Below are 26902 nucleotides of genomic sequence, written 5' to 3'. Positions count from 1 at the left end.
CTTTGTGTTAGGTTAAAGTCCGCGCGGGTCAGCGTAGGGCCGCGCACGCCTCCTGGATGCGGCGACATGCCTCGGTCAGCAGGTCTTCCGAAGTGGCATAGCTGATGCGCATCGCCGGGCTGAGCCCGAACGCGGCGCCGTGCACCGCGGCCACGCGCGCGTCGTCGAGGAAATAGCCGATCAGATCCTCGTCGGTCTCGATCCGCTTGCCCTTGGGCGTGGTCTTGCCGATCGTCCCCGACACGTCCGGATAGACGTAGAAGGCGCCTTCCGGCTTGGGGCAGACGATGCCCTCCGCCTGGTTCAGCAGGTCGACGACCAGGTCGCGCCGCGTCTGGAACGCGGCGGCACGATCTTTCAGGAAATCCTGCGGCCCGGTCAGCGCCGCGACCGCGGCGGCTTGGGCGATCGAGCAGGGATTGCTGGTCGACTGCGACTGGAGCTTCGCCATGGCCTTGATGAGCCAACGCGCGCCGCCAGCGAAGCCGATCCGCCAGCCGGTCATCGCATAGGCCTTCGAGCACCCGTTAACGGTCAGCGTGCGGTCGTACAGGTCCGGGCAGACCTCCGCGATCGTGCGGAAGCGGAAGCCGTCGTAGACGATGTGTTCGTACATATCGTCGGCGAAGACCCAGACGTGGCGGTGGCGCTCCAGCACGTCGCCCAGCGCCTTCAGCTCGGCCTCGCTATAGGCAGCCCCGGTCGGGTTCGACGGCGAATTGAGCACCACCCACTTGGTGCGCGGCGTGATCGCGGCCTCGAGCTGTTCGGGGCGCAGCTTGTAGCCCTGGTCGGCGCCGGCGGCGACAAACACCGGCGTGCCGCCCGCGAACTGGATGACGTCGGGATAGCTGACCCAATAAGGCGCCGGTACGATCACTTCGTCGCCCGCGTCGATCGTCGCGACGAAGGCGTTGAACAGCGTGTGCTTGCCGCCGACGTTCACGGTGATCTGGTCGGGCGTGTACGTCAGGCTGTTGTCGCGCGCGAACTTGGCGACGATCGCCGCCTTCAGCTCGGGCGTGCCGTCGACATTGGTGTATTTCGTCTTGCCGTCGCGGATCGCCTGGATCGCGGCCTCTTTCACGAAGTCCGGCGTATCGAAATCGGGCTCACCGGCGCCCAGGCCAATCACGTCGACACCGGCGCGCTTCAGCTCGAACACGCGGGCGGTCATCGCGAGCGTGGCGGAGGGCTGGATGCGACCGAGCGCGGCAGAGGGCTGCATGGGACGGAGGTCCGATCTTGGTTGGCGGTGACGCCCCTTAGACCCGCCGCGCCGTCATTCGCAATCGCAACATTTGTTACCGGTTCGGCGTCGCCAGGATGGCGATGGCCCCGCTCGGCGCGACGAACAGCTCGACCTGCGCAGCCTCGCGCAGGCGAAAGGTCGCCGCCTGCAATTCGTTGCGCACGCCGTGACGATCGAAGGGATAGCCAAGTGCAGTCGCCTGCGCCTTCAGCCGCGACAGATGATCGTCGAGCGCGTCGAGCCCGACCAACGGATCGAACGCCATCGTCGCGGTCAGGTCGCGCGGACGGTCGGCAGGCGGGGCGGCATCGCTCATCCGCCGTGCATGGCGCGCGCGGCGAGCGCGGGCAAGCCCGTTGACCCACCGCCCCTGTCGCCCCAAGTGTCGGCCATGACCCAGCCCCCGCTCAAGGCGACCATCATTCCGGTCACGCCCCTCCAGCAGAACTGCACGCTGTTCTGGTGCACCGCGACCAACCGCGCCGCGGTGGTCGATCCCGGCAGCGACCTGCCGCGGATCAAGGACGCCATCGCGCAGGCGGGCGTCACGGTCGAAAAGATCCTGCTGACCCACGGCCATCTCGACCATTGCGGGGGCGCCGCCGAACTGGCGCGTGATCTCAGCGTCCCGATCGAGGGGCCGCACGAGGCCGACCGGTTCTGGATCGCGCGGCTGGACGACGATTCGCGGCAATGGGGCGTGCCGGCAGAAGTGTTCGAACCGAACCGCTGGCTCGATGACGGGCAGCAGGTCACGGTCGGCGACCTGACGCTCGACGTCTATCTCTGCCCCGGCCACACGCCGGGCCATGTCGTGTTTCACCACCCGGCATCGAAGCTGGCGATCGTCGGCGACGTCATCTTCCAGGGATCGGTCGGGCGTACCGATTTCCCGATGAGCGACCCGCAGGCGCTGATCACATCGATCGTGACCAAGCTGTGGCCGCTGGGCGATGACACCGTCTTCCTGCCCGGCCACGGCGGCGTCAGCAGCTTCGGTCGCGAACGGGCAAGCAATCCGTTCGTTGGGGATGCGGCGCTGGGGCGGTAAAACACTCTCCCGTCCGTGCTGAGCTTGTCGAAGCACCGTACTTTGTGCCGCAAGGGAATTGCTGGCGTATCGAAGAACGGTGCTTCGACAAGCTCAGCACGAACGGTTAAAAGGTTAGCCTTGTGATGGCAGGGTGACGGCCATCGGCGCCGTCACATAGGGCGTCGAGAACGCCACCCATGCGCATTCACCGGCCAGCAGCAGCAGGATGATCATGGTCAAGATCGCGCCGGCCATCCGCCCGGGCTTCCACCCGTCCATACCGAACACATGGCAGATCCGCGCGATGATGAAGACCAGGCCATAACTCCAGGCCCACACGCTCGGCCCTTTGGCGAGTTCCAGCAGGCCGAGCAGGATCAGCACGAAGGGCGCGTATTCGACGAAATTCGCCTGCGCCCGCATCCGCGCCACCATCGCCGGATCGCCCCCGTCCCCAACCCATATCTTGCGTGCGCGGCGCAACTGCCCGATTCGCATCGCCATCCAAACGCTGAGCACGGCGCAGGCCGCGGCGGTGACGAGGGTCGCTGGCAGGATGATCGGCATATCGTGTCCCCCTGTGTCGGATACCCGCACCGTGACCGCAAGCGCTTCGGGTTGCAACCGTGCACGAAATCGCTATAGGCGCGCCTTCGCTTCGTGGGCAGAACCTGCGCTTGCTCCGTCAGGGCCAAGCGCCGTAGTGCTTGTCCCGAGACCGATCACAGATTCGATATTTAGAAGGTTGCCGACATGGCCGTCCCCAAGAGAAAGACCTCGCCGTCGCGGCGTGGCATGCGCCGCTCGCACGATGCCCTGTCGGTCGAAGCGTTCCAGGAATGCCCGAACTGCGGCGAGCTGAAGCGTCCGCACAACCTGTGCAACGCCTGCGGCCACTATAACGGCCGCGAAGTCGTCTCGGTCGAGGGCTGAGGCCCTCTCACCTGACAGGAGCGTAAGCGCGATGTCCCCCGATGCGCGGATCGCGGTCGATGCGATGGGCGGCGACGAGGGGCTTGCGGTCATGCTTGCCGGCGTCGCGCGTGCGCGTCGCCGGTTCGACGGCATGCGCTTCCTGCTGGTCGGCGACGAAGCGAAGATCCGCGAGGGTCTCGCCGCGCACCCCAACCTGACGGCAGCGTCGGAAATCGTCCACGCCCCCGATGTCATTTCGGGCGCCGACAAGCCGAGCCAGGCGATTCGTCGCGCCAAGACGACGTCGATGGGCGTCGCGATCGACCTGGTGAAGCAGGGCCGTGCCGCGGCGGCCGTTTCGTCGGGCAATACCGGCGCGCTGATGGCGATGGCGAAGCTGTCGCTCAGGATGCTGCCCGGGATCGACCGGCCGGCGCTCGCCGCCATGCTGCCGAGTCTGGGCGATACCGATACGGTGATGCTCGACCTGGGTGCCAACACCGAGTGCGATGCCCGCAACCTCGTGCAGTTCGCGGTCATGGGCGCGGCCTGGGCGCGCACCACGCTCGATCTCGAATCGCCACGGGTCGCGCTTCTCAACATCGGCACCGAAGCGCTGAAAGGCACCGACGAAGTGCGCGAAGCCGCCGCTGCGCTGAAGGCCGCGACCCACCTGCCGATGACGTTCTCGGGCTTCATCGAAGGCGACCGGATTTCGCGCGGCAACGTCGATGTCGTCGTCTGCGACGGCTTTTCCGGCAACATCGCGCTCAAGACCGCGGAGGGCACCGCGCGCTTCGTCGGCGACCTGCTGAAGCGCGCATTCCGCAGTTCGGTCCGCTCGAAGATCGGCTTCCTGATCTCGAAACCCGCGACGCAGCTGCTGCGCGATCACCTCGACCCCAACAATCATAACGGCGCGGTCTTCCTCGGCCTCAACGGCCTGGTCGTGAAGAGCCACGGCGGCGCGACCGAAGTCGGTGTCGCGCACGCGATCGGCGTCGCCGCGAAGATGGTGCGCGACGACCTGCTGAACCGCATCAAGGACGATCTCGCGCATTTCGACGAGCAGGTGGCGGCATGACCACGCGCTCCGTCATCCTGGGCACTGGTGCGGCGCTGCCGGGCCGTCGCGTTTCGAACGCCGAACTGGCGGGGCAAGTCGACACCACCGACGAATGGATCGTCGAGCGCACCGGCATCCGGTTCCGCCACATCGCCGGCCCGGACGAGACGACCGCGACGCTGGCGACCGACGCGGCAAAGGCCGCGATCGCCGCGTCGAACCTCAGCGCGCAGGACATCGACCTGATCGTGCTGGCGACCGCGACCCCCGACCAGACGTTCCCCGCGACCGCGACGAAGGTGCAGGCGGCGCTGGGCATCGACGATTGCGTGGCGTTCGACGTGGCCGCAGTCTGCTCGGGCTTCCTCTACGCGGTACAGGTCGCCGACAGCATGATCCGCGCGGGCGTGCATCGTACCGCGCTGGTGATTGGCGCCGAGACGTTCAGCCGCATCCTCGACTGGGAAGACCGCACGACCTGCGTGCTGTTCGGCGATGGCGCCGGCGCGATGGTGCTGGCGGCCGAAGAGGATGGCGATCGCGGTATCCTGTCGACCAAGCTCCACGCCGACGGGCGCCACAACCAGTTGCTCTACGTCGATGGCGGTCCCTCCACCACCGGGACGGTCGGCAAGCTGCGCATGAAGGGTCGCGAAGTGTTCCGCCACGCGGTCGTCAACCTGGCATCGGTAATGGGCGAATCGCTCGCCGCCGCGGGTCTGTCGACCGACGACGTCGACTGGGTGGTGCCGCATCAGGCCAATGCCCGCATCCTGGATGCGACCGCGCGCAAGCTGGGGCTGGCACCCGAGAAAGTCGTGGTCACGGTCGATCAGCACGCCAACACGTCTGCGGCATCGGTGCCTCTCGCGCTCGATACCGCGGTGCGCGACGGCCGCATCCAGCGTGGCGACCTGATCGTGTTGGAAGCGATGGGCGGCGGTTTCACCTGGGGCGCCGCGGTCGTCCGCTTCTGAGACGATCCGACGCAATTACGGTACGTCGGCTTTTGCCACTCCGCGAACACCGTGATAGAACGGCGTGTCGCTTGTCGGGCCGGGAAAAAGGGATTTAGGTCATGCAGGATGCACGGACGCTGACACGCGCCGATCTGACTGAAGCGCTGCATCACGAAGTGGGTCTGTCGCGCGCGGATTCGGCGCAGTTCGTCGAACAGATCCTGGGCCATATGTGCGATGCGCTGGCCAATGGCGAGAACGTCAAGATTTCCGGCTTCGGCAGCTTCGTGCTGCGCGACAAGGGTGAGCGCGTCGGTCGCAATCCCAAGACCGGCGTCGAAGTGCCGATCGCACCGCGCCGCGTCCTGACCTTCCGCGCCAGCCAGATGATGCGCGACCGCATCGTGGCCGCCAGCTGACGCCGCCGGTGGCCGCGCCGGACAAGGCAGCGACGGCTTTTCGCACGATCGGCGAAGTGTCGCGCGACACCGGCGTCGCCCAGCATATCCTGCGCTATTGGGAAACCCGCTTCCCACAGCTGCGCCCGCTGCAACGCGCAGGAAATCGCCGCTATTACCGGCCGGAGGATGCCGCCCTCGTCCGACGCATCCGGACCTTACTCGAGGCCGAAGGATACACGATCCGCGGCGTCCAGAAACTGCTGGCGGACGAGGGATCGGCGCTGCCCGCCGGATCGCCCGCGGGACCCCGCACCACGGCGCTGGCAACCATCCGCGATACGCTGACCCGCGCACTGGCCGACAGCGCGCCGCACCGCAGCTAGAGCCAGTCCGGGCTCTAGTCGGCGCTCGGGCCCAGCCCCGGATCGAGATCGCGCGGGCGGACAAACCGCGCCAGCGTAGCGCCGTTCGCGCCGGCATCGGCCCAGCGATCGATCGCGAAATGCAGCTCGGCGACGCTAGCGGTCGGAAATTTCTCCTCGACATCGGCGCGCGCGGGATTGTCGCCGGCCAACGGCACCAGCGTCAGCACCAGTTCCTCCAGCCCCGGGTTGTGCCCGACCAGCAGCAGCCGATCGACCCCGTTCGCCTGTTCCTGGATCACGTCGATCAGCGACGCGACCGAGGCGAGGTACAGGCGCTTGTCCCATTCGGGCGTGATCGCGGCACCATAGCCGCGGCCGACATGGTCCAGCGTCTCGACGACGCGCACCGCGGGCGAGGCGACGACGCGGTCGAACGTCAGCCCCAGCGTCTTCAGGTTGCGACCGACGACCTGCGCGGCGCGCTGGCCCTTCGCGTTCAGCGGCCGGTCGAAATCACGAAGCGCGGGATCGTCCCATCCCGATTTCGCGTGGCGGAGCAGCGTCAGCGTTTTCATGCTTCCGCCTTGTGCCGGATCGGCGCGGCGGAAGAAAGGGCGCGCACGCGCTCGATCGCTTTATCCAGCGTGATTCGGCGGATGGGCGTGCCGTCGGGGAAGGCGCTGAGCAGGCGCGACGGCATCGCGGCACTCAGCAGCACGAACGCGCCCGAATCATCGGCCCGGCGGATCAGGCGACCGAACGCCTGCGCCAGGCGCGCGCGGACGATGCGATCGTCATACGCGCTGCCCCCGCCCGCCATGCGGCGTGCGGCGTGCAGCACACTGGGCTTGGGCCACGGCACGCCCTCCATCACCACCAGCCGCAGCGACTGGCCGGGAACGTCAACCCCGTCCCTGAGTGCATCGGTGCCGAGCAGCGACGCGCGCGGATCGTCGCGGAAGATATCGACCAGCGTGCCGGTATCGATCGGATCGACATGCTGCGCGGCCAGCGGCAATCCTTCGCGGGCCAGCCGGTCGGCGATGCGGGCATGGACGCCGCGCAGCCGGCGGATCGCTGTGAACAGCCCCAGCGTTCCCCCGCCGGCCGCCAGGATCAGCCGGGCATAGGCATTGGCGAGGCCCGACAGATCGCCGCGCTTCACGTCGGTGACGATCAGCACTTCGGCGCGCGACGCGTAATCGAACGGGCTCTGGGCCGCGAAGTGGATGGGCGCGCCCTCCAGGTGCACCGCGCCACTGCGTGCGTCCGCGACGTCCCAGTCGCCGCCTGCGCGCAGCGTCGCCGAGGTAATGACCGCGCCATGAGCCTGTTTCAGCACCGTGTCGGCGAACGGTCGCGACGGGTCGAGCCAGTGGCGGTGTAGCCCTACGTCCCACTCGCGCCCCTCCGCCCGGTCGACCGCCAGCCAGTCGACGAAGTCGGGGTCGGCCGGTCCACCGACCCGCGCGATCAGCGCCAACCATGCGCCGACCGTCTCCGCGCGCCACCCGAGCGAGGCGATCGCGCCTTCGATCCGCGCCCGCGCCGGGCCGTCCATCCAGTCGGGGGCTTCGGCCAGCACCGCTTCCAGCCGCCGGCCGAGCGTCACCAGCGGTCGCATCAGCGCATCGAGCGCGACGGCCGCGGGGCCGGCGGCATCGACCAGCGCGGGGTCGGGCTCGGCCAGTTCGGTTTCCAGCGCATAGCCGGCATCGTCGTCCTTGGCGGCACGCGCGTAGACCAGGCCGCGCACGGCACCGAGCAGCGCCTCGACGGGTCCGAACGGGGCGCCCTCCTGCAACCGCGCGAGCCAGCCGTCGGACGGCAGCGCGCGCGCGGCCTCGACCGCTTGCGTGATCGCGCGACCGCCCTCCTCGTCATAGCTGGCGACGTCACTTAACCGCGCGGCAAGGCCCCGGCGGCGGCCGCGCGACGTGCCCTCGGGACCGGTGACCCAGCGGCGAATCTCGATCGCCTCCGCCCCGGTCAGGGCTGCGGCGAACATCGAATCGGCCGCCTCGAACAGATGATGGCCTTCGTCGAAGACATAGCGGGTGGGGCGCGTTGCCGTCTCGCGCCCGCGCGCGGCGTTGACCATCACCAGCGCGTGGTTGGCGATGACGATGTTCGCATTGGCCGACGCGCGCGCGGCGCGTTCGATGAAGCATTTCCGGTAGTGCGGGCAGCCGGCGTAGATACACTCGCCGCGGCGATCGGTCAGCGCGGTCGATCCGTTGCGACGGAACAATGTCGGCAGCCAGCCGGGCAGGTCGCCGCCGACCATGTCGCCGTCCGCGCTATACGCCGCCCAGCGCGCAACCAGCTGCGCCAGGATCGCCGCGCGGCCCTGAAACCCGCCTTGCAGCGCATCCTCCAGGTTCAGCAGGCACAGGTAGTTCTCGCGTCCCTTGCGCGTGACGACACGGGCGCGGCGCTCGGCCGGGTCGGGATACAGCCGCGCGGTCTCGTGCCCCAGCTGGCGTTGCAGCGCCTTGGTAAAGGTCGACACCCACACCGCGCCATCCGCCGCCTCGGTCCACAACGACGCCGGCGCGAGATAGCCGAGCGTCTTGCCGATCCCCGTGCCCGCCTCGGCCAGCACCAGATTGGGCGTGTCGCGCATCCGCCGCGGCGCGAACGCCTGCGCGGCGGTGGCGGCGAAGTGGCGCTGCCCCTCGCGCCGCTCGGCCGTACTGCCGGTCAGCCGAGCGAGACGATCGGCGACCGCCGCATCGTCGAGCGTGACGGTGCGTGGAGCGGCGCGTGGCGGCCCCTCCTCCCATTCGGGCAGGCGGGAAAACAGCCAGCGCTCGCCACCCTGGGGCTTGGCAAGCCGCGCGGTGACCTGCGGACCCCACGGCCAGCGCAGGCGGAACAACGTCTGCGCCGCGGTCCAGGCGCCTTCCCGCTCGGGCCAGTCGCCCTCCAGAGTCGCGAGCATCGCTGCCGCCGCTTCGCGCAGGAACGGTGCGACGGCATCGTCGCTCGCCGGTGGCGTAAGGCCAAGCGCCGCGGCCAGGCCCTTCGGCGTCGGCACCACAAAGCGCGCAGGGTAGAGAAAGGCGAACAGCTCGAGCAGGTCGAGCCCCGACAGGTCGGCATAGCCCAGACGCTGCCCCGCGATCGACGCACCGAGCAGGATGACCGGCGTATCCGCCGCAATCCGGATCGCTTCGCCGCGCCCGACCTCCCGACACCCATCGCCATCGGCGATCCAGATGCCGCCGTGGCTGGCGTGGAGGGCGGGGTGCGGGAGCATGACCGCGGTTTACGGCCGTCGGAACGAAATGGAAACGCTCGCGGCCCGAAATTCTCGTGTGTCCCGCCGCCATCGCGCGCTATCACCGATGCCAAACACAGCCGGAGCCGCCCATGATCCTCCTCGCCCTCCTCCTCGCCGCCCCGCAGGGCAGCGATCTCGCGATCACTGCGCGCGTCCAGCGCGTGCTGCGGCAGGCACCGGTACTCGACGGGCACAACGACTTGCCGTGGGAAATCCGCGAGCGACACGAGGCAAAGGTCGAGAACGTCGACCTGACGCGCGACACCGCCGCCCTGCCCTACCCGCTTCAGACCGACATCCCCCGGCTGAAGCGCGGCGGGGTCGGCGGGCAGTTCTGGTCGGTCTATATCCCCGCCAGCACCACTGGCCCCCGCGCTGTCGAGATGACGATCGAGCAGATCGACATCGCCCGCCGCTTCGTCGCCGCCAACCCCCAGGCGTTCCGCATGGCGAAGACCGCCGACGACGTGCGCGCCGCGATGAAGGCCGGCCGCGTCGCCTCGCTGATCGGGATCGAGGGCGGGCACCAGATCGACGGGCGGCTGTCGGTGCTGCGCCAGATGCGCGAACTGGGTGTCGGCTACATGACGCTGACGCATGGCAAGAGCCTGGACTGGGCGGACAGCGCAACCGATGCGCCGCGCGCCAATGGCCTTAGCGACTTCGGGCGCAAGGTGGTGATGGAGATGAACCGCATCGGCATGCTGGTCGATGTCAGCCACGTATCCGACGCGACGATGGCGGCGGCGCTGGATGTCACCAAGGCGCCGGTGATCGCGTCGCACTCCTCGGCTCGCGCGCTGGCCGACCGGCCGCGCAACATTCCCGACGACCTGTTGCAGCGGATCGCCGCGAACGGCGGGGTTGTGATGGTGAACTTCTACCCCGCCTTTCTGTCAAAGGCCTGGGCCGACTGGGACCGCGCGCGCTCGGACTACGCCAGGTCGGTCGGCGTGCCGGCGGATGCCTATGGCGCAAAGTCACCCGCGCCGCTTGTCGAATGGGATCGCAGCCACCCGATGCCGCGGGTCGATGCCGCGACCGTCGCCGATCATATCGAGCATGTCGCCAAGGTCGCGGGCAAGGGCAGCGTCGGCTTCGGCGGCGACTATGACGGCATCGGCGGGACCGGGCCGGAGGGGATGACCGGCGTCGACGGCTATCCACTGGTGCTGGCCGACCTGGCGCGGCGCGGGTGGAGCGATACGGAGCTTGCCGGCCTCACCTCTGGCAATATCCTGCGCGTGATGGCGCGGGCCGAGGCGGTTTCGGCGTCGATGAAGGGCCAGCCGCCGATCGATGCGACCGAGCCGGACTAAGCCGCCGCGCGGCCAAGCGCACACCGCGCTGGGACTCGCGCAAGGCCGGCCGGCGGGCTCAGCCCGTCCGACGACGCGGCTTTGCCGCGGCGGGCAAAACTATTCTCCGTTCGCCCTGAGCTTGTCGAAGGGCCGTTCTGCGATAGGCGCGCGTACTGCTTGCGACACGAAGGACGGTGCTTCGACAAGCTCAGCACGAACGGTTTAAAGCGTGTGGTTACAGTCCGCTCAAGAAACTCGCGACATTCGCGCCCAGTGCGTCGACCGCATAGCCGCCCTCCATCAGCGTCACCGTCGGCCACCCGCATCCGGCGATATCGCGCGCCAGCACGGCGTAATCGCAGGTCGTCAGCACGAACTTGCTGATCGGATCGCCCTCCCACGTATCGGCCCCATAGCTGACGATCAGCAGGTCCGGCGCGAACCGCGCGATGGCGTCCAGCGCCTGGCCCTGTGCGGCGCGAAAGCCCTCCAGCCGCGTACCTTGCGGCAGCGGCAGGTTCAGCGTCGTACCCACGCCGGCGCCTTCGCCGACCTCATCGGCGTGGCCCCAGTAGAACGGGAAATCCGTCGCCGGATCGGCGTGGAGCGAGGCGTAGAAGACGTCGCCACGGTCCCAGAAGATATCCTGCGTCCCGTTGCCGTGGTGATAGTCGATGTCGAGGATCGCGACCCGCGCGCAACCGGCATCGCGCGCGGCCTGCGCCGCGATCGCGGCGGTGTTGAGATGACAGTAGCCACCCGCGTAATCCGCCCCTGCATGATGCCCCGGCGGCCGGCACAGCGCAAAGGCCTTGTCCCCGTCCAGCACCGCCCGCGTCGCCGCCAGCGCGGTCTGCGCGTTCCAATAAGCCGAGGCCCAGGTATCCGCGGTCAGCGGCGTCACCGCATCCATCGTATAGCGTCCGGCGAGCGCATCGATCCGCTCCAACCGCACGTCGCGCCGTCGGACGACCGGCCAGGCATAGGCGATCACGTCCCCGTCCCGCCCCGCCGCGACCCAGCGGTCGTACGCGCTCTTCAGGAAATCGACGTATCCGGCATCATGGACGCGCAATATCGGCGCCTCGCCCGTGTCTGCCGGCGCCTCCACCGGTCCGAGCGCCGCCAGGATCGCGACGACCCGCTCGGGCACTTCGGCATACGGCGTCCAGCCGCCGTTGTGAAATTCGCGCGCCGGGGCGTGGAGACGCTGGCGTGAATCGAAGAACAGCCGCATCGATCAGCGCCGCGCCGCCAGTCGCAGCACGGTAAAGCCGGCGATCGCCGACAGGATGGAGCCGCCCAACACCCCGATCTTTACGCCCGCCTCCAGCATCGGGTTGCCGGGAAACGCCAGCCCGCCGATGAACAGGCTCATGGTGAAACCGATGCCCGCGACCAGCGCGACGCCGTAGAGTTGCAACCACGAGACGCCCTTGGGGCGCTCGGCGATACCCAACCGATCGGCCAGCCACACGCCGCCGAAAATCCCCGCCTGCTTGCCGATGAACAGGCCGAGCGCGATGCCCAGCACCAGCGGCTCGCCCAGCGCCGCCCATCCGATCCCGTCGAGCGACACGCCGGCATTGGCGAAGCCGAACAGCGGCACGATGGCGAAGGCGACCAGCGGGTGCAGCGCGTGCTCCAGCCGGTGCAGCGTCGAATCGGCCGCATCGGGCGCCGCCGGCGTCGGCTTGACCGGTACGGCCAGCGCCGCAACCACGCCGGCGATCGTCGCATGAACGCCCGACATCAGGGTCAACAGCCACAACAGCGCGAACCCTGCGAGATAGATCCCCGGCCGCCGCTCGCCGCGCCTGTTGAGCGCGTAGAGCCCGGCCGCCACTACCGCCGCCCCGGCCAGAGCCGCGACCGCGATATGATCGGTATAGGCCAGCGCGATGATTGCGACCGCCCCCATGTCGTCGACAATCGCGACCGTGGTCAGGAACAGCTTCAGCGACGTCGGCACGCGGTCGCCGAGCAGCGCCAGCACGCCGATCGCAAAGGCGATGTCGGTCGCCGCCGGGATCGCCCAGCCGCGTTGCAACCCCGGCATTCCCGACGTGATCGACAGGTAGACGAGCGCCGGGACCGCCATGCCGGCCAGCGCCGCGACGACCGGCAGCCGCCGTCGTTCGGGCTTGGTCAGGCCGCCGTCGACGACCTCACGCTTGATCTCCAGCCCGACCAGGAAGAAGAAGATCGCCATCAGGCCGTCGTTGATCCACAGATGGATCGTCATCGGCCCCAGATGGTCGTTCAGCACCGGCCCGGCACGCATGTGCAGCATCGCAGCATAGCTGTCGCCGGTCGACTGCAGGTTGGCGACGACCATCGCCAGCAGCGACGCCACGATCAGGACGATGCCGCCCGCCGCCTCGCTGTGCAGGAAATCGCGCAGAGCGGAATGCGGGCCGCGTCGCGTCATGCCTTTGCCAGCGCGTCCGCGATCAGCCGCCGCGAATTGGCGATGCCGTACAGCTTGATGAAACTGCCCATCCGCGGGCCTTGCGCCGAGCCGAGCAGCGTTTCGTACAGCGCCCGGAACCAGTCGCGCAGTTCGGCGAAGCCGCCGGTCTTGCCGATCTCGTACACGATGTTCTGGATGTCCTCGGCCGGTGCATCCTCGGGCAGCGCGGCGAGTTCGGCATCGAGCCGCTGAAGCGCGTTCACCTCGACACCTTCGGGCGCGCGGCGGACGAGCGTCGGGGCCACGAAGTCGCGGGCGTAGGCCAGTGCATAGCCGATCAGCCGGTCGAGGTCGGGATGCGTCTCGGGCGTCGCATCGGGGACGTAATTGCCCAGATAGCCCCAGACCTGCTCCTTGGTCGCCTCGCCCATCACGCCGACCAGATTGAGCAGCAGGCCGAACGTCACCGGCAACTCGCCGTCCGGCAACTTGCCGTCGTGGATATGATGCACCGGGTTACCGAGCTGCTGCTTCAGTTCCTGGCCTGCGTAATTCCCGCGAAATTGCCAATATTCATCGACCGCGCGCGGGATGACGCCCATGTGCAGCTGCTTGGCCTTTTTCGGCTCGCGATAGGCGTAGAACGCCAGGCTCTCGTCCGGGCCATAGGTCAGCCATTGCTCGAGGCTCAGGCCATTGCCCTTGGACTTGGAGATCTTCTCGCCCTTTTCATCCAGGAACATCTCGTAGACGAAGCCCTCGGGCGGGCGGCCGCCCAGGATGCGGGCGATCTTCGACGACTGGATGCCCGAATCGATCAGATCCTTGCCGTACATCTCGAAATCGACGCCGAGCGCGACCCAGCGCATTGCCCAGTCGACCTTCCATTGCAGCTTGGCGCGGCCGCCAAGCGCCGACTGGACGATCCGTTCACCGCTCTCGTCGACAAAGGCGATCGTGCCGGCGTCCGCGTCGATCACCTCGACCGGCACCTGCAACACGACGCCGGTCGTCGGGCTGATCGGCAGGACCGGCGAATAGGTCGCGCGACGCTCCTCGCGCAGCGTCGGCAGCATCACGCCCTGGATCGCGTCATAGTGCCGCAGCACGCCGCGCAGCGCGTCGTCGAACCGGCCGCCGGCGTAATAGTCGGTCGATGACGCGAATTCATATTCGAAGCCGAAGCGGTCGAGGAATTGGCGCAGCATCGCATTGTTGTGCGCGGCGAAGCTGTCAAACTTTTCGAACGGATCGGGCACCTGCGTCAGCGGCTTGCCCAGATGACGGCTGAGCATCTCGCGGTTCGGCACATTGTCCGGCACCTTGCGCAGGCCGTCCATGTCGTCGCTGAACGCGATCAGCTTCGTCGGCTGGTCGGACAGCGCATGGAACGCGTTACGGACCATCGTCGTGCGCAGCACTTCGTTGAACGTGCCGATGTGCGGCAGGCCCGAGGGACCATAGCCGGTTTCGAAGATAATGGGCGCGCTGCCGGGCTTGCCGTCCGGATAGCGCTTCAGCAGCTTGCGCGCCTCCTCATACGGCCAGGCCTTGGATTCCAGAGCGGTGGAGCGGAGTTCGTCGGTCATCGCGCCGCCCCTACAGGGGGCCGCAAAAAAATTCCATGCCGCGATGCAACCTTGATCCAGGTCATGCGTCGCGCCCGCGATGATTATCACCGCCACACCCCGCGTCTCTCGCATCATCGCGGAAGTCTGGAAGCCGCTGCTCGTCCTGTTCGTCTGGGACGTGGTGGTGACCGCCTTCTATCTTCTCACCCCGAACAAGGCCCCTTCGCTGCCGCTGACGTTGTTCGGCACGGCATTGGCGCTGTTCCTCGGCTTCCGGGAAAACTCCGCCTATCAGCGCTGGTGGGAAGGGCGGATCCTGTGGGGGGCCATGATCAACTCCTCGCGCAGCCTGGCGCGTGAGGTCATCACCTTCATGCCCTACACCACCGAGGGCAAGCTGTGGGATCTGAAGCGCACCATCGTGCTGCGACACATCGCCTACGTCCACGCGCTGCGCTGCCAGCTGCGGCGGATCGACCCGAGACCCGACGTGCTGCGGTTCCTGTCGCCGGAGGAGGCGGTCGGGCCGTTCAGCCGCACCAATATCGCCAACGGCATCGTCGACGGCACCGCCGGCCGCATCGCCAAGGCGCGGCGTGAGGGGCACCTCGACACGATCCTGCACAGCCAGCTCGAACGCACGCTGACCGACATCATCAACGCACAGGGCGGCATGGAGCGGATCAAGAACACGCCCCTGCCCAACCAGTATCGCTTCTTCCCGAACCTGTTCACCCGTCTCTTCTGCCTCGTCCTGCCGATCGGGCTGGTCGAGACGCTGGGGTGGGCAACGCCGGTGGGGTCGACGCTGGCGGGGCTGATGTTCCTGGCGGTCCTTCAGGTCGGCGACGACCTGACCGACCCGTTCGCCAATACCATCCACGACCTGCCGCTCGACGCGATGTGCCGGACGATCGAGATCGACCTGTTGCAGGCGATCGGCGACAAGGCCCCGGGGCCGATGCAGCCGGATCGGGACGTGTTGTGGTGAGGGGGTGATTGCTGCTTGAGCGCCGTCTGCGCGAGGGTGAAAGCTTACCCCCCTGTGTTTCACTGAATGAGAGGCTTTGCCCGCCGTCCCGATGACGGCGGGAATCCACGCGGCCATAGCGACAAGCATTATAGATGCCCCGTCGTCCCCGCGAAGGCGGGGATCCATCTCCCGGACGGTCCGCAAGGCCAGCGCGGGAGATGGATCCCCGCCTTCGCGGTAATGACCCAGGTGCGTGCACGAGGCGCGACCGACAGGGGAATTCAGGTCCCCCGCGTTATCCGCGAACCGCGACGCGGGAATAAATCCCGCGTCGTCGAACGGCGCTTTAGCGCCGCCGGCCGTGCTTGCTGATGCCGCGGGCAGCTACGCTGCTGCGGCACCGGCGTCCGCCTTCAGCTGCGCGTCAAAGCTTCGCTGTCAACTCCGGCACGACCTTGAACAGGTCACCGACCAGCCCGACATCCGCAACCTGGAAGATCGGCGCATCCTCGTCCTTGTTGATCGCGACGATGACTTTCGAATCCTTCATGCCGGCCAGATGCTGGATGGCGCCCGAAATGCCGACTGCGATATACACTTCCGGCGCGACGATCTTGCCGGTCTGGCCGACCTGATAGTCGTTGGGGACATAGCCCGCATCGACCGCGGCGCGCGATGCGCCGACAGCGGCACCCAGCTTGTCGGCCAGCGGCTCGATCAGCTCGACGAACTTCTCGCCCGACCCCAGCGCGCGACCGCCAGAGACGATCACCTTCGCACTGGTCAGTTCCGGACGCTCGAGCTTCGCGATCTCGGAGCCCGAGAAGGTCGACACGCCGGCGTCGCCGGGACCCGATACCGCCTCGATCTCCGCCGAACCGCCCTCGGCTGCGGCCTTTTCGAACGCGGTGCCGCGCACGGTCAGGACCAGCTTGGCGTCCCTCGTCTGCACGGTCGCGATCGCGTTGCCGGCATAGATCGGACGCGTGAACGTGTCTGGCCCCTCGACCGACAAGATATCGCTGACCTGCATCACGTCGAGCAATGCGGCGACGCGCGGCGCGATGTTCTTGCCGTGGCTGGTGGCCGGCGCGACGAAGGCGTCGTGGCCGTCCATCAGCGATTTGACGAGCGGCGCGACATTCTCTGCCAGAGCATGGGCATAGGCCGCGTCGTCGGCGACATGGACCTTGCCGACGCCGGCGATCTTCGCCGCTTCGGCAGCGACGCCGTCGACGCCCTGTCCTGCGACCAGCAGATGAACTTCACCCAGCTTTGCAGCCGCGGTCACCGTGGCGAGCGTGGCGTCCTTGACGGCCTGGCCGTCGTGTTCGACCCAAACGAGGGTTTTCATAAAACCTGTCCTCTCAATCCGTTCGGGCTGAGCTTGTCGAAGCCCTGCCCTTCTTTCGTACGAAGAAAAGTACACCCCTTCGACAAGCTCAGAGCGAACGGAGGTTTGACTATTTGGCGATGCCGAGCGTCTTGAGCTTCGACACGAGTTCATCGACATCGGCGACCTTCACGCCCGCCTGGCGCTTGGCCGGTTCCTCGACCTTCAGCGTGGTCAGGCGTGGGGCGACATCGACGCCGTAGTCGGCCGCAGTCTTCTGCACGAGCGGCTTCGACTTGGCCTTCATGATGTTCGGCAGCGAAGCGTAGCGCGGTTCGTTGAGGCGCAGGTCGGTGGTGACGACCGCCGGCAGCGTCAGCGTATCCGTCTCCGATCCGCCATCGACTTCACGCGTCACCGCGACCTTGCCGTCCGAGATCTCGACCTTCGATGCGAAGGTGCCCTGGCCCCAGCCGGTCAGCGCGGCGAGCATCTGGCCCGTCTGGTTGTTGTCGTCGTCGATCGCCTGCTTGCCGAGAATGACCAGCGAAGGCTGTTCATCGTCGCAGATCGCCTTCAGCAGCTTGGCGACGCCCAGCGGCTCGACCTTTTCGTCCGACGTTATCAGGATCGCGCGGTCGGCACCCATGGCGAGTGCCGTGCGCAGCGTTTCCTGCGCCTTCTGCTCACCGATCGACACCGCGACGACTTCGGTCGCTACGCCCTTTTCCTTCAGGCGGATGGCTTCCTCGACCGCGATCTCGTCGAACGGGTTCATGCTCATCTTGACGTTGGCGAGGTCGACCCCGCTGCCGTCGGCCTTCACGCGGGGCTTCACATTGTAATCAAGCACGCGCTTGACCGGCACCAATATCTTCATGGCCAGGTCCTTTCCTAAAACAGTCACGGCTTTTCAGCACGCGGTACGGTGGCCTTTCTGGCCATTTGGCGGCACTTTCGCAAGTCCGGTACGGAAAATCACATGCGTCCGCGCCCGAACGAAAAGAGGCCCGGACGTCACCGCCCGAGCCTCCAACGAAAGCCTGTAGCTTCGGTTGCCTGAGGCGGCTCAGGCGACCTTCTTGACCTCGGCGACGATCTTCTTCGCCGCATCGCCCAGGTCGTTCGCCGGCACGATCGCCAGGCCGGAGTTGGACAGGATTTCCTTGCCCTTCTCGACATTGGTGCCTTCCAGGCGGACGACCAGCGGGACCGACAGGTTCACTTCCTTCGCCGCCGCGACGATGCCCTCGGCGATGATGTCGCACTTCATGATCCCGCCGAAGATGTTGACGAGGATGCCCTTCACGTTGGGATCGGCGAGGATGATCTTGAACGCCGCGGTCACCTTTTCCTTGTTCGCGCCACCGCCGACGTCGAGGAAGTTGGCCGGGAACATGCCGTTCAGCTTGATGATGTCCATCGTCGCCATGGCAAGGCCCGCGCCATTGACCATGCAGCCGATGTCGCCGTCGAGCTTGATGTAGGCGAGATCGTACTTCGACGCTTCCAGCTCGGCCGGGTCCTCCTCGGTCTCGTCGCGCAGTTCCATCAGGTCCTTGTGACGGAACATCGCATTGCCGTCGAAGCCGACTTTGGCGTCGAGCACCATCAGCTTGCCGTCGTCGGTCACCGCAAGCGGGTTGATCTCGATCTGCTCGGCATCGGTGCCGAGAAACGCGTCGTACAGCTTCGACGCTACGTTGGCGGCCTGCTTGGCGAGATCGCCGGTCAGCTCCAGCGCGGCGGCAACGGCGCGGCCGTGGTGCGGCATGAAGCCGGTCGCGGTGTCGATGTCGATCGAGTGAATCTTCTCGGGCGTGTCGTGCGCCACCGTCTCGATGTCCATGCCGCCTTCGGTCGAGGCGACCATCGAGACGCGGCCGGTCGCGCGGTTGACGAGCAGCGCGAGGTAGAATTCCTTGGCGATGTCGACGCCGTCGGTCACGTACAGGCGGTTGACCTGCTTGCCGGCATCACCGGTCTGGATCGTCACCAGCGTGTTGCCGAGCATGTCGGTGGCCGCCGCGCGGACCTCGTCCTCGGTCTTGGCCAGGCGGACGCCACCCTTGGCATCCGGGCCCAGTTCCTTGAACTTGCCCTTGCCGCGGCCGCCGGCGTGAATCTGCGCCTTTACGACGTACAGCGGCCCGGGCAGCTTCTTCGACGCTTCGACCGCCTCATCGACAGTCAGCGCGGCGAAGCCTGCGGGAACGGGAACGCCGAACTTCGCCAGCAATTCCTTCGCCTGATACTCATGGATGTTCATGGGCGGCCTCGCCTTGTGCTAGACGTTGAAAATTCAACGGCCCTTTCGCACAGGCGCGCAGGTGAATCCACCCCGCATTTGCGGGGCGAATGGCGCTAATGAAAACGCATCGCAATATCGAGTGCAGGATGTCCCGAATGAAACCCTGCGCCGGAGCGCAGAAATGCACCGCGCGCCGCCTGAGCAAGCCGGCGGCATGACGATCGTCGACTGGATCGCGCGGACGACGATGCTGGTCCTGGCCGCGCTTGCGACGCTGGCGCTGATCGGATCTCTGGCGAGCGTATCGAATTCGCCGATCGGCGATGCTTTTCCAGGACAGGTCGCGACGCAGGACGCCCCCGGGCCCGACGCCCCGCCGGCACCCCCGACCGTCAGGCAAGAAACCGAGTCGTCGGACGCTGCATCCGCACGATCAGCGACAGCGACCGTCGAGCGCATTCTCGCCCAGCGCGACGCAGAGGTCGCACGCTGGCTGAAGGCGCTGACCTACGCCGTCATTGCACTCGCCGCCTTTGCCGCGGCGGGGGTGCTCGCGCTGGTCCGGATCGGCGGCCACCTCGCGCGGCTGGCCGATCGGTGATCGAAACGCCTGCGTTCTGGGCCGTCGCAGTGGTGGCAGTCGTCCTGCTGGGCCTCGCCAAGGGCGGGTTTTCCGGCATGGGCGCGCTGTCGCTGCCGATGGTCGCGATGACGGTGTCGCCGGTGCGTGCAGCGGCAGTCCTGTTACCGATCCTGATCGTGCAGGACATCGTCGGCGTCTGGGCGTTCCGCCGCGACTGGGACGGCCAGGTACTTGGCTGGATGCTGCCCGGCGCGTTCGTCGGCATCGCGCTCGGCTATCTGTTCGCCGCATCGGTATCGACGGACGCCGTGCTGGGACTGGTGGGGGCAATATCCATCCTGTTCGGCGCGTATCGACTATGGGTGGAGCGCAACGGCGCGCCGACCGGCGCAGGCGGGTCCCCGGGTTGGGTCGGCACGCTGTTCGGTGTCGCATCGGGCTTCACCAGCCAGATCGCCCATGCCGGCCAGCCGCCCTATCAGCTCTGGGTGCTGCCCCGGCGCCTGCCGCGCGACGTGCTGGTCGGCACCACCGCCATCTTTTTCGCGGTCGTCAATTGGGTGAAGGTGCCGGCGTATCTCGCGCTTGGCCAGTTTACCCGCGCCAACCTGACCGTCGCCGCGCTGCTGCTGCCGGTCGCCATCGCCTCGACCACGGCGGGGGTCTGGCTGGTCCGACGCGTACCCGCGGAGCGCTTCTACCGCGCGATCTACGTCCTGATGATCGTCGTGGGCACGAAACTGGTGTGGGACGCAGTCGCCTGACGTTAGCGAAGCGTCAACCAGCGGCGTGGCAGGGTCGAGTCCTAATGACGCCCTACGCCTACACGCCGCCCAGCGCCCAGGACAGCCGCACGACCGCAAGGCATCAGGTCGGCGTGGATGCGAAGGCGCGCGACCGATCGGGTTCGCGCTACAAGATCCGCGTGCTCGACCTGTCGCGGACCGGGTTCAAGGCCGAATGCGTCCATACCATCCGGCCCGGCACGATGATCTGGCTGAGCCTGCCCGGCCTCCAGAGCCTGGAGGCCGAGGTCGCCTGGCAGCGCGGCGAGCATATCGGCGCGGCCTTCCACCAGCCGCTCCACGCCGCGGTCTTCGACCATATCACGCGCCTGCTGAGCGCCTGAGCGCGCGAACCCGCGCCCCGGCCGCCGGATCAGAACGCCGCGATCCCCGTGATCGCGCGGCCCAGGATCAGGCCGTGGACGTCGTGCGTTCCTTCGTAGGTATTGACCGTTTCCAGGTTGATCGCGTGGCGCAGCACGTGGAATTCGGCCGAGATGCCGTTGCCGCCATGCATGTCGCGCGCGACACGGGCGATATCCAGCGCCTTGCCGCAGTTGTTGCGCTTGATGATGCTGATCGCTTCCGGAGCCAGCATGCCGTCGTCGAACATCCGCCCCGCGCGCAGCGCCGCCTGAAGGCCGAGTGCGATCTCCGTCTCCATGTTGGCGAGCTTCATCTGAACGAGCTGCGTCGCCGCCAGCGGGCGGCCGAACTGCTGGCGATCGAGCGTGTACTGCCGCGCCGCCTGAAAACACGATTCCGCGGCGCCCATCGTGCCCCAGGCGATGCCGTAGCGCGCGCGGTTGAGGCAGCCGAACGGCCCCTTCAGCCCCTGCACTTCAGGCAGCAGCGCGTCCTCGCCGACCTCGACCCCGTCCATCACGATCTCGCCGGTGATCGAGGCGCGCAACGACAGCTTGCCCTCGATCTTCGGCGTCGACAGGCCGGCCATGCCGCGTTCCAGCACGAAGCCTTTGATCCCGCCGCCATGCGCATCGCTCTTCGCCCAGACGACCATCACGTCGGCGATCGGCGAGTTGGTGATCCACATCTTGGAGCCGGTCAGCCGGTATCCGGTCGCGGTCTTTTCCGCGCGCGTCCGCATTCCCCCGGGATCGGACCCGGCATCGGGCTCGGTCAGGCCGAAGCAGCCGACGAGTTCGCCCGAGGCGAGGCCGGGCAGATATTTCCGCTTCTGCTCTTCGGTTCCATAGGCATTGATCGGATGCATCACGAGGCTCGACTGCACGCTCATCGCCGAGCGGTAGCCGGAGTCGATCGCCTCGACTTCGCGCGCGACCAGGCCATAGGCGACATAGCCAAGGCCCGCCCCGCCATAGTCTTCGGGAATCGTCGGGCCGAGCAGCCCGGCCGCGCCCATCTCGCGCATGATGTCGCGGTCGAAGTCTTCGTCGAGGAACGCCTTCGTCACGCGCGGCAGCAGCCGTTCGCGGGCGTAGCCGCGCGCCGCGTCGCGGACCATCCGCTCTTCCTCGGTCAGCTGTGCGTCGAGCGCGAACGGATCGCTCCAGTCGAACCGGCCCATCTCGGCCATCTCGGTATCCTCTCAGAAATTCACGCGCCGGGTTGCGTCCCGGCTGAATCGGGTGCCGGCACAGCGCCGGCAGGCGCGGTCGGCGCAGGGGTCACCACCGGCGGCGTGGCGACGACGGCGGGTTCTGCCGGCAACGGTGTCCCGATCGCGGCGACCTCCAGCGCGTTCAGCGCCCGGCGGGTGTCGATGTAGCGCTTGGCCGCATCGATCCAGTTCGACGCATTCGACGCCCCCGGCATACGCACGACTTCTGCCAGCGCGCCTTCGACATTGCCGCCATCGAGGATCAGCCGCGCACTCCCCAGCCGGTCGTCGGGCCGAGAACTGGGCGTCGAGTCGCGACGCACGATCACCAGCGTCGACAATTCGCGCCACAGCGTCTTGAAGAACCCGTCGCGGCTCGACCCCGTCGTCAGCGTCGGAGCGATCTGGGTCAGGCCTTCCCGCAAGTCCGCCAGCGTCGGGCTGCCGACCGCGCGGATGACGGTCGCGACCGCCTGCGGCTGGTCCGCGCCGAAGCGGGCGCGCAATTGCGGTTCGAGATAGCCGAGCGGCAGACCGCGATCGATCGCGCGGCGTGCGGCAAAGGCGATCAACAACCCCTCGGCCCGACGCGATTGCGCGGCGGCGGTGCGCGACGCAGTGTCGGCGGCGGCCATCCGCCCTTCGATCCCGCGCAGTTGCGCATCGAGCGCGGCGGTACGGACGGTCAGCGCGTCGACCGTCCCCGGATCGGCAGGAGCGCTACGCGACGTCTGGCTTGCGACCGGCTGCGCCATCGCCTGCGTCGCCGCCGGCGCGGTCGTGGTGCCGCCGCTCGTCCAGCGCTGGAGCGCGGGCAGTGCGTAATACATCGCCACCAGGCCGATCAGAAACGCGAACAACGCGACGATCACCGTACCGCGGCCACGACGGCGCGGAGCGGTGGAGGCGAACGGCGCACGCTCGGGCGCGGTGGAAAATTCGGGGGTGGTGAACTGGGGGTCGCCGGTCATCGCGCGCGTTATCCGCCGCCCGCGGCGCCCGTGTCAATCGGCGAGCGCAAGCGCCGCGGCGATCAGCGCGGCATCGCTCGGGTGGTCGGCGACCGCGACGCTGCGCCAGCCGGTACCGGCGGCGACCCGCGCGGCATCGCTGATCGCGGCGATCGCGATGTGCCCCCGTTCCCCGACCAGCGCCGACAGGCGGGCGGCGGCACGCGGCGAATGGAGCAGCGCGGTCGTGTGCGGCAGCGCCGACAGGTCGGGCGACAGCGCGTCGCTGGCGTAGACCGGGATCGTCCGGGCGGCGGGAGCGGAGCGATGCTCGCGGCCGACCAGCCGCAGCACGCGGCCCGGCGGGGCGAGCGCGTCGACCCCGCCCTCCCCGACCGCCGCGACGGTGAGGCCCGCTGCCTGCGCCGCCGCCGCCGTCGCGCTGCCAACCGCGTGGACGGGCAGGCTTCTGAGGCGCGCAAGACCGGGTCCGGCGTGACGCACTGCATTCGCGCTCGACAGCAGCAGCGCGTCGAAATCGGCCGGGTCTGGCACCTCCCATGCCAGCGCGCGGACGGCGAACAGGGGCAGTCGGAGCGCGACGTGCCCCAGCTCCTCGATCCGTGCGGCTGTCGCGGCATTGCCCGGTTCGGGCCGCAGCACCGCCAGCGTCTGCGTCATCCGGCGAACAGGACGCGGACCGGATCGGGCGCGAGCGCCAGCAGCTTTTCCGCCAGCACGCGCGACACCGCCGGGTCGTTCGGCGCGCCGCTCTCCTGCGCGGAGACCTGATGTGCGCCGTCTTCGGAATACAGCGTAGCCGCGAGCGTCAGCACCGCGCCTTCGATCTGCGCGAGCGCGGCGACGGGCGAATGGCAATCGGCGACCAGTGCGGCGAGCAGCGCGCGTTCGGCCAGCACGCAGGCATGGGTCTTCGGGTGATCGATCTTGGCCAGCCGGGTGCGCGTCAGGTCATCGTCGGCGCGACATTCGATCCCGACCGCGCCCTGCGCAGGCGCGGGCGGCATCTCGGACGTGGCGACGGCCACGCCGACATCCATCCGCCCCAGCCGCTCAAGCCCCGCCGCGGCGAGCAAGGTCGCATCCGCCTCCCCCGCCGCCAGCTTGGCGAGACGTGTATCGACGTTGCCCCGGAACAGCACCGGCTGCAGGTCGGGGCGGAGACTCCGGACCTGCGCGGCACGCCGCGGGCTGCTGGTCCCGATCCGCGCGCCCGGCGGCAGCGCCTCGAACGATGTCGCCCCGACCAGCCGGTCGCGCACGTCGGCACGCGGCAGCATCGCGGCGATCGCGATCCCCGCCGGGCGTACCGTCTCGACATCCTTCATCGAATGCACGGCACAGTCGATCTCGCCGGCCAGCAGCGCGCGGTCGAGCTCCTTCGTCCACAGCGCCTTGCCGCCGATCTCGGCCAGCGCGCGATCCTGCACGCGGTCGCCGGTGGTGCGGATCGAAACGATCTCGACGCTGAGGCCGGGATGCGCTGCCTCCAGAGCGCGCTGCACCAGGCCCGCTTGGGTCAAGGCGAGCGGCGAACCGCGGGTGCCAAGACGGATAACGCTGGACACAAAACCTCCGTTCGGCCTGAGCTTGTCGAAGCCCGTCCTGAGCGACTGCCGCAGGCAGGCAGTCGAAGGGGCCTGCCCTTCTTCTCAGTCGCCGGTTAGAAGAAAGTGCAGCACTTCGACAAGCTCGGTGCGAACGGTTATGGGCATGACAATGCTGATTTTGGGCCTGGAATCGAGCTGCGACGAGACCGCAGCCGCCATCGTCACCGACGACCGACAGGTGCTGAGCCACGCGCTCGCGGGGCAGGAAGACGCGCATCGCCCGTACGGCGGCGTCGTGCCCGAAATCGCGGCGCGCGCGCATGTCGAGATCATCGGCCCGCTGGTGACGCGCGCGCTCGGCGAAGCGAACGTGACACTGGCCGACATCGACGCGGTCGCCGCGACCGCCGGGCCGGGGCTGATCGGCGGGGTGATGGTCGGGCTGGTCACCGGCAAGGCGCTCGCCCACGCCGCAGGCAAGCCACTCATCGCGGTCAATCATCTGGAGGGCCACGCGCTGTCGCCGCGGCTGGCCGACCCCGACCTCGCCTTCCCCTATCTGCTGCTGCTCGTGTCGGGCGGGCATTGCCAGCTGCTGCTGGTCGAGGGCGTCGGCGCATACCGTCGCCTGGCGACGACGATCGACGACGCGGCGGGGGAAGCCTTCGACAAGACCGCCAAGCTGCTGGGCCTGGGCTTCCCCGGCGGTCCCGCGGTCGAGCGGGCGGCGCGCGACGGCGCTCCGCGCGCGGTGCCGCTGCCCCGCCCGCTGACCGGCACGAAGGAGCCGCATTTCTCCTTCGCCGGGCTGAAGGCCGCCGTTGCCCGCGCGGTCGGTACCGCATCGGCGGCCGACCTTGCCGCGTCGTTCCAGCAGGCGGTCGTCGATTGCCTGGTCGACCGGACCAAACACGCGATCGCGCGAGCGTCGGGGGCGACCGCGCTGGTCGTCGCCGGCGGCGTCGCGGCCAACGGCGCGGTGCGTACGGCGCTGGAGCAATTGGCGCACGCGCACGACATGCGCTTCGTCGCGCCGCCACTCTGGCTGTGCACCGACAATGCCGCGATGATCGCCTGGGCCGGAGCCGAGCGGTTCGCCGCCGGCCTGACCGACCCGCTCGACACGCTGGCCCGCCCGCGCTGGCCGCTCGACCCGACCGCGGAGGCCGTCCGCGGCGCAGGAGTGAAGGCATGAGGATCGGCGTCATCGGCGGCGGCGCCTGGGGCACCGCTCTCGCGCAGGTCGCGGCGCGCGGCGGCGAGCCCGTGACCTTGTGGGCGCGCGAGCCGGAAGTGGTCGCGGCGATCAACGACTGTCACGAGAACACCCGCTTCCTGCGCAGCGTGCCACTGAGCGATTCGATCCGCGCGACCGGCGACTTGGCCGAGTTGCGCGACCGTGATGCGATCCTGGTCGTCGCGCCGGCGCAGCATGTCCGCGCGGTGCTCACAGACGCGGCGACGGGCGCGATCCCGCTGGTGCTGTGCGCCAAGGGAATCGAGGCGGGCTCGCGGATGCTGGTCGGCGAGGTCGCGCGAGAGGCCGCCCCCGACGCGCCGATCGCGGTCCTGTCGGGCCCTACGTTCGCGCATGAGGTCGCCGCGGGCCAGCCGACCGCGGTGACGCTGGCGTGCGAGGACGCGGCCTTGCGCGATGCACTGGCGGCGCGGCTCGCGAACCCGGCGTTCCGGCCCTACGCCAGCAGCGACGTGGCGGGGGCGGAGATCGGCGGCGCGGTGAAGAATGTCCTCGCGATCGCCTGCGGCGTGGTCGAGGGCGCCGGGCTCGGCCTCAATGCTCGCGCCGCGCTGATCGCGCGCGGGTTTGCCGAGATGACACGCTTCGGCCTCGCCAAGGGGGCGCGGGCGGAGACGCTGGCCGGCCTGTCGGGCCTCGGCGATCTGGTGCTGACCTGCTCGTCGACCAACTCGCGCAATTTCTCGCTTGGGGTCGGGTTGGGCCAGGGCGTCGCCGCGGAAGGGTTGCTCGCCAATCGCCAGACGGTTGCCGAGGGTGCGCATACCGCGCCGGTGCTGCGCGAAGCGGCAGCGGAGGCCGGGGTCGACATGCCGGTGGTCGAGGCGGTGTGCGATCTGCTGGCAGGCGCGGATGTGCGGGACATCGTTGGGCGCCTGCTGTCGCGGCCGCTTCGCGCGGAGGTTTAGGGTTCAAAGACAATCGCGCTCCCCCGCAGGCGGGAGCTCAGGGCCGCTGGCGTCGTCCTTTCGCGGCAGCGGGCTCAATGGCTCCGGTTTCCCGAACCATCGGCCCGACGCGGAACTGAATCCCGCGTCGTCGGACGGGAGCGCTG

At 68.4% G+C, this 26902-nt stretch carries 28 protein-coding genes; 13 read left to right on the top strand and 15 right to left on the bottom strand.

Features of this window, described 5'->3' with window-relative positions; all coding sequences use genetic code 11:
* Positions 1–28: 28 nt before the first annotated feature.
* Complete coding sequence (locus ASE86_RS04370; RefSeq protein ID WP_056422844.1) at positions 29–1228, bottom strand: pyridoxal phosphate-dependent aminotransferase; 1200 nt, start codon at positions 1226–1228, stop codon at positions 29–31.
* Between the two features lie 76 nt (positions 1229–1304).
* Positions 1305–1568, bottom strand: a complete 264-nt coding sequence (locus ASE86_RS04365; protein WP_056422843.1) for a hypothetical protein — start codon at positions 1566–1568, stop codon at positions 1305–1307.
* A 75-nt stretch (positions 1569–1643) separates the two neighbouring features.
* Between ASE86_RS04365 and ASE86_RS04360 the strand changes: the two genes are divergently transcribed.
* Positions 1644–2303: an MBL fold metallo-hydrolase gene (locus ASE86_RS04360; protein ID WP_056426584.1), complete on the top strand. Its 660-nt coding sequence runs from the start codon at positions 1644–1646 to the stop codon at positions 2301–2303.
* 114 nt (positions 2304–2417) lie between these two features.
* Here ASE86_RS04360 and ASE86_RS04355 read toward each other — a convergent pair whose 3' ends face one another.
* Positions 2418–2852, bottom strand: coding sequence for an MAPEG family protein (locus ASE86_RS04355; protein ID WP_056422837.1), 435 nt, complete (start codon positions 2850–2852; stop codon positions 2418–2420).
* A gap of 186 nt (positions 2853–3038) precedes the next feature.
* On the opposite strand from ASE86_RS04355, the gene rpmF reads away from it, so the two are divergent.
* The 5 genes from rpmF (at position 3039) to ASE86_RS04330 (ending at position 6009) form a co-directional block, all read left to right on the top strand.
* On the top strand, positions 3039–3218 hold the full coding sequence (gene rpmF, locus ASE86_RS04350) for a 50S ribosomal protein L32 (protein WP_056422835.1): 180 nt from the start codon (positions 3039–3041) through the stop codon (positions 3216–3218).
* Positions 3219–3249: 31 nt separating this feature from the next.
* Positions 3250–4284: a phosphate acyltransferase PlsX gene (gene plsX / locus ASE86_RS04345; protein WP_056422832.1), complete on the top strand. Its 1035-nt coding sequence runs from the start codon at positions 3250–3252 to the stop codon at positions 4282–4284.
* Positions 4281–5243 carry a beta-ketoacyl-ACP synthase III gene (locus ASE86_RS04340; protein WP_056422829.1) on the top strand — a complete coding sequence of 321 codons (963 nt, stop codon included), beginning with the start codon at positions 4281–4283 and terminating at the stop codon, positions 5241–5243. Before plsX ends, ASE86_RS04340 begins: the two co-directional genes overlap by 4 nt.
* A gap of 101 nt (positions 5244–5344) precedes the next feature.
* Positions 5345–5644, top strand: a complete 300-nt coding sequence (locus ASE86_RS04335; RefSeq protein ID WP_056422826.1) for an integration host factor subunit alpha — start codon at positions 5345–5347, stop codon at positions 5642–5644.
* A gap of 8 nt (positions 5645–5652) precedes the next feature.
* A complete protein-coding gene (locus ASE86_RS04330) occupies positions 5653–6009 on the top strand; it encodes a MerR family transcriptional regulator (RefSeq protein WP_056422824.1) in 357 nt (118 codons plus the stop codon).
* 14 nt (positions 6010–6023) lie between these two features.
* On the opposite strand, the gene ASE86_RS04325 is transcribed toward ASE86_RS04330, so the two are convergent.
* Together ASE86_RS04325 and ASE86_RS04320 are read right to left on the bottom strand one after the other, a co-directional pair.
* Complete coding sequence (locus ASE86_RS04325) at positions 6024–6566, bottom strand: SixA phosphatase family protein (protein ID WP_056422822.1); 543 nt, start codon at positions 6564–6566, stop codon at positions 6024–6026.
* Positions 6563–9253: an ATP-dependent DNA helicase gene (locus ASE86_RS04320; protein ID WP_056422819.1), complete on the bottom strand. Its 2691-nt coding sequence runs from the start codon at positions 9251–9253 to the stop codon at positions 6563–6565. Before ASE86_RS04320 ends, ASE86_RS04325 begins: the two co-directional genes overlap by 4 nt.
* 113 nt (positions 9254–9366) lie before the next feature.
* Here ASE86_RS04320 and ASE86_RS04315 point away from each other — a divergent pair, with 113 nt between their 5' ends.
* Entirely contained in the window at positions 9367–10596 is a 1230-nt protein-coding gene (locus ASE86_RS04315) for a dipeptidase (protein WP_056422816.1), read from the top strand.
* 217 nt (positions 10597–10813) lie between these two features.
* Here the strand turns inward: ASE86_RS04315 and ASE86_RS04310 are convergent, their stop codons facing one another.
* The 3 genes from ASE86_RS04310 to ASE86_RS04300 are packed head-to-tail and all read right to left on the bottom strand — an operon-like array spanning position 10814 to position 14580.
* The gene (locus tag ASE86_RS04310) at positions 10814–11815 is read right to left on the bottom strand and encodes a histone deacetylase family protein (RefSeq protein ID WP_056422811.1); all 1002 of its coding nucleotides are present in this window, start codon (positions 11813–11815) and stop codon (positions 10814–10816) included.
* 3 nt (positions 11816–11818) lie between these two features.
* Positions 11819–13009, bottom strand: a complete 1191-nt coding sequence (gene nhaA / locus ASE86_RS04305; RefSeq protein ID WP_056422807.1) for a Na+/H+ antiporter NhaA — start codon at positions 13007–13009, stop codon at positions 11819–11821.
* Entirely contained in the window at positions 13006–14580 is a 1575-nt protein-coding gene (locus tag ASE86_RS04300) for a lysine--tRNA ligase (RefSeq protein ID WP_056422805.1), read from the bottom strand. Before ASE86_RS04300 ends, nhaA begins: the two co-directional genes overlap by 4 nt.
* Positions 14581–14659: 79 nt before the next feature.
* On the opposite strand from ASE86_RS04300, the gene ASE86_RS04295 reads away from it, so the two are divergent.
* Entirely contained in the window at positions 14660–15553 is an 894-nt protein-coding gene (locus ASE86_RS04295) for a bestrophin family protein (RefSeq protein ID WP_056422803.1), read from the top strand.
* A gap of 406 nt (positions 15554–15959) precedes the next feature.
* Here the strand turns inward: ASE86_RS04295 and ASE86_RS04290 are convergent, their stop codons facing one another.
* The 3 genes from ASE86_RS04290 to sucC all read right to left on the bottom strand — a co-directional run bounded on the left by ASE86_RS04290 (position 15960) and on the right by sucC (position 19137).
* A complete protein-coding gene (locus ASE86_RS04290) occupies positions 15960–16889 on the bottom strand; it encodes an electron transfer flavoprotein subunit alpha/FixB family protein (protein ID WP_056422798.1) in 930 nt (309 codons plus the stop codon).
* Between the two features lie 109 nt (positions 16890–16998).
* Entirely contained in the window at positions 16999–17748 is a 750-nt protein-coding gene (locus tag ASE86_RS04285; RefSeq protein ID WP_056422796.1) for an electron transfer flavoprotein subunit beta/FixA family protein, read from the bottom strand.
* Between the two features lie 189 nt (positions 17749–17937).
* Positions 17938–19137, bottom strand: coding sequence for an ADP-forming succinate--CoA ligase subunit beta (gene sucC, locus ASE86_RS04280; protein WP_056422793.1), 1200 nt, complete (start codon positions 19135–19137; stop codon positions 17938–17940).
* Positions 19138–19300: 163 nt separating this feature from the next.
* On the opposite strand from sucC, the gene ASE86_RS04275 reads away from it, so the two are divergent.
* Genes ASE86_RS04275 through ASE86_RS04265 form a run of 3 tightly spaced genes read left to right on the top strand, consistent with a single transcriptional unit; the run spans position 19301 to position 20831 of the window.
* On the top strand, positions 19301–19720 hold the full coding sequence (locus ASE86_RS04275) for a hypothetical protein (RefSeq protein WP_156347026.1): 420 nt from the start codon (positions 19301–19303) through the stop codon (positions 19718–19720).
* On the top strand, positions 19717–20466 hold the full coding sequence (locus tag ASE86_RS04270; protein ID WP_056422787.1) for a sulfite exporter TauE/SafE family protein: 750 nt from the start codon (positions 19717–19719) through the stop codon (positions 20464–20466). The genes ASE86_RS04275 and ASE86_RS04270 overlap by 4 nt, the downstream gene beginning before the upstream one ends.
* 44 nt (positions 20467–20510) lie before the next feature.
* Positions 20511–20831 (top strand): PilZ domain-containing protein, encoded by a 321-nt coding sequence (locus ASE86_RS04265; protein ID WP_056422783.1) that lies wholly within the window; start codon positions 20511–20513, stop codon positions 20829–20831.
* A gap of 29 nt (positions 20832–20860) precedes the next feature.
* Here ASE86_RS04265 and ASE86_RS04260 read toward each other — a convergent pair whose 3' ends face one another.
* From ASE86_RS04260 to hemC, 4 genes are read right to left on the bottom strand one after another with little or no spacing between them, the layout of a single operon-like run.
* The gene (locus tag ASE86_RS04260; RefSeq protein ID WP_056422780.1) at positions 20861–22045 is read right to left on the bottom strand and encodes an acyl-CoA dehydrogenase; all 1185 of its coding nucleotides are present in this window, start codon (positions 22043–22045) and stop codon (positions 20861–20863) included.
* 20 nt (positions 22046–22065) lie between these two features.
* On the bottom strand, positions 22066–23040 hold the full coding sequence (locus ASE86_RS04255; protein ID WP_056422777.1) for a hypothetical protein: 975 nt from the start codon (positions 23038–23040) through the stop codon (positions 22066–22068).
* Between the two features lie 33 nt (positions 23041–23073).
* Entirely contained in the window at positions 23074–23700 is a 627-nt protein-coding gene (locus ASE86_RS04250; RefSeq protein ID WP_056422774.1) for a uroporphyrinogen-III synthase, read from the bottom strand.
* Positions 23697–24608, bottom strand: coding sequence for a hydroxymethylbilane synthase (hemC, locus tag ASE86_RS04245; protein WP_056422771.1), 912 nt, complete (start codon positions 24606–24608; stop codon positions 23697–23699). Before hemC ends, ASE86_RS04250 begins: the two co-directional genes overlap by 4 nt.
* Positions 24609–24747: 139 nt before the next feature.
* Here hemC and tsaD point away from each other — a divergent pair, with 139 nt between their 5' ends.
* Both tsaD and ASE86_RS04235 read left to right on the top strand, forming a co-directional pair.
* The gene (gene tsaD, locus ASE86_RS04240; protein ID WP_414881257.1) at positions 24748–25785 is read left to right on the top strand and encodes a tRNA (adenosine(37)-N6)-threonylcarbamoyltransferase complex transferase subunit TsaD; all 1038 of its coding nucleotides are present in this window, start codon (positions 24748–24750) and stop codon (positions 25783–25785) included.
* The gene (locus ASE86_RS04235; RefSeq protein WP_056422768.1) at positions 25782–26756 is read left to right on the top strand and encodes an NAD(P)H-dependent glycerol-3-phosphate dehydrogenase; all 975 of its coding nucleotides are present in this window, start codon (positions 25782–25784) and stop codon (positions 26754–26756) included. The genes tsaD and ASE86_RS04235 overlap by 4 nt, the downstream gene beginning before the upstream one ends.
* The last annotated feature ends 146 nt before the right edge of the window (positions 26757–26902 follow it).

It is taken from the genome of Sphingomonas sp. Leaf33, assembly GCF_001421785.1.
In the GTDB taxonomy this organism is placed as follows: Bacteria; Pseudomonadota; Alphaproteobacteria; order Sphingomonadales; family Sphingomonadaceae; genus Sphingomonas.
Note: the sequence above shows the minus strand (reverse complement) of the source record. Positions and strands in the feature narration are given on the sequence as shown.

Excerpts from the sequence above, each read along its gene's own strand:
- rpmF (WP_056422835.1), top strand. The coding sequence starts at position 3,039 with ATGGCCGTCCCCAAGAGAAAGACCTCGCCGTCGCGGCGTGGCATGCGC.
- ASE86_RS04255 (WP_056422777.1), bottom strand. The coding sequence starts at position 23,040 with ATGACCGGCGACCCCCAGTTCACCACCCCCGAATTTTCCACCGCGCCC.
- ASE86_RS04250 (WP_056422774.1), bottom strand. The coding sequence starts at position 23,700 with ATGACGCAGACGCTGGCGGTGCTGCGGCCCGAACCGGGCAATGCCGCG.
- ASE86_RS04300 (WP_056422805.1), bottom strand. The coding sequence starts at position 14,580 with ATGACCGACGAACTCCGCTCCACCGCTCTGGAATCCAAGGCCTGGCCG.
- ASE86_RS04325 (WP_056422822.1), bottom strand. The coding sequence starts at position 6,566 with ATGAAAACGCTGACGCTGCTCCGCCACGCGAAATCGGGATGGGACGAT.
- ASE86_RS04235 (WP_056422768.1), top strand. The coding sequence starts at position 25,782 with ATGAGGATCGGCGTCATCGGCGGCGGCGCCTGGGGCACCGCTCTCGCG.
- ASE86_RS04355 (WP_056422837.1), bottom strand. The coding sequence starts at position 2,852 with ATGCCGATCATCCTGCCAGCGACCCTCGTCACCGCCGCGGCCTGCGCC.
- ASE86_RS04335 (WP_056422826.1), top strand. The coding sequence starts at position 5,345 with ATGCAGGATGCACGGACGCTGACACGCGCCGATCTGACTGAAGCGCTG.
- ASE86_RS04260 (WP_056422780.1), bottom strand. The coding sequence starts at position 22,045 with ATGGCCGAGATGGGCCGGTTCGACTGGAGCGATCCGTTCGCGCTCGAC.
- ASE86_RS04265 (WP_056422783.1), top strand. The coding sequence starts at position 20,511 with ATGACGCCCTACGCCTACACGCCGCCCAGCGCCCAGGACAGCCGCACG.
- ASE86_RS04360 (WP_056426584.1), top strand. The coding sequence starts at position 1,644 with ATGACCCAGCCCCCGCTCAAGGCGACCATCATTCCGGTCACGCCCCTC.
- ASE86_RS04315 (WP_056422816.1), top strand. The coding sequence starts at position 9,367 with ATGATCCTCCTCGCCCTCCTCCTCGCCGCCCCGCAGGGCAGCGATCTC.
- plsX (WP_056422832.1), top strand. The coding sequence starts at position 3,250 with ATGTCCCCCGATGCGCGGATCGCGGTCGATGCGATGGGCGGCGACGAG.
- ASE86_RS04310 (WP_056422811.1), bottom strand. The coding sequence starts at position 11,815 with ATGCGGCTGTTCTTCGATTCACGCCAGCGTCTCCACGCCCCGGCGCGC.
- ASE86_RS04365 (WP_056422843.1), bottom strand. The coding sequence starts at position 1,568 with ATGAGCGATGCCGCCCCGCCTGCCGACCGTCCGCGCGACCTGACCGCG.
- ASE86_RS04275 (WP_156347026.1), top strand. The coding sequence starts at position 19,301 with ATGCACCGCGCGCCGCCTGAGCAAGCCGGCGGCATGACGATCGTCGAC.
- ASE86_RS04285 (WP_056422796.1), bottom strand. The coding sequence starts at position 17,748 with ATGAAGATATTGGTGCCGGTCAAGCGCGTGCTTGATTACAATGTGAAG.
- ASE86_RS04370 (WP_056422844.1), bottom strand. The coding sequence starts at position 1,228 with ATGCAGCCCTCTGCCGCGCTCGGTCGCATCCAGCCCTCCGCCACGCTC.
- ASE86_RS04340 (WP_056422829.1), top strand. The coding sequence starts at position 4,281 with ATGACCACGCGCTCCGTCATCCTGGGCACTGGTGCGGCGCTGCCGGGC.
- sucC (WP_056422793.1), bottom strand. The coding sequence starts at position 19,137 with ATGAACATCCATGAGTATCAGGCGAAGGAATTGCTGGCGAAGTTCGGC.
- tsaD (WP_414881257.1), top strand. The coding sequence starts at position 24,748 with ATGGGCATGACAATGCTGATTTTGGGCCTGGAATCGAGCTGCGACGAG.
- ASE86_RS04320 (WP_056422819.1), bottom strand. The coding sequence starts at position 9,253 with ATGCTCCCGCACCCCGCCCTCCACGCCAGCCACGGCGGCATCTGGATC.
- ASE86_RS04295 (WP_056422803.1), top strand. The coding sequence starts at position 14,660 with ATGATTATCACCGCCACACCCCGCGTCTCTCGCATCATCGCGGAAGTC.
- nhaA (WP_056422807.1), bottom strand. The coding sequence starts at position 13,009 with ATGACGCGACGCGGCCCGCATTCCGCTCTGCGCGATTTCCTGCACAGC.
- ASE86_RS04290 (WP_056422798.1), bottom strand. The coding sequence starts at position 16,889 with ATGAAAACCCTCGTTTGGGTCGAACACGACGGCCAGGCCGTCAAGGAC.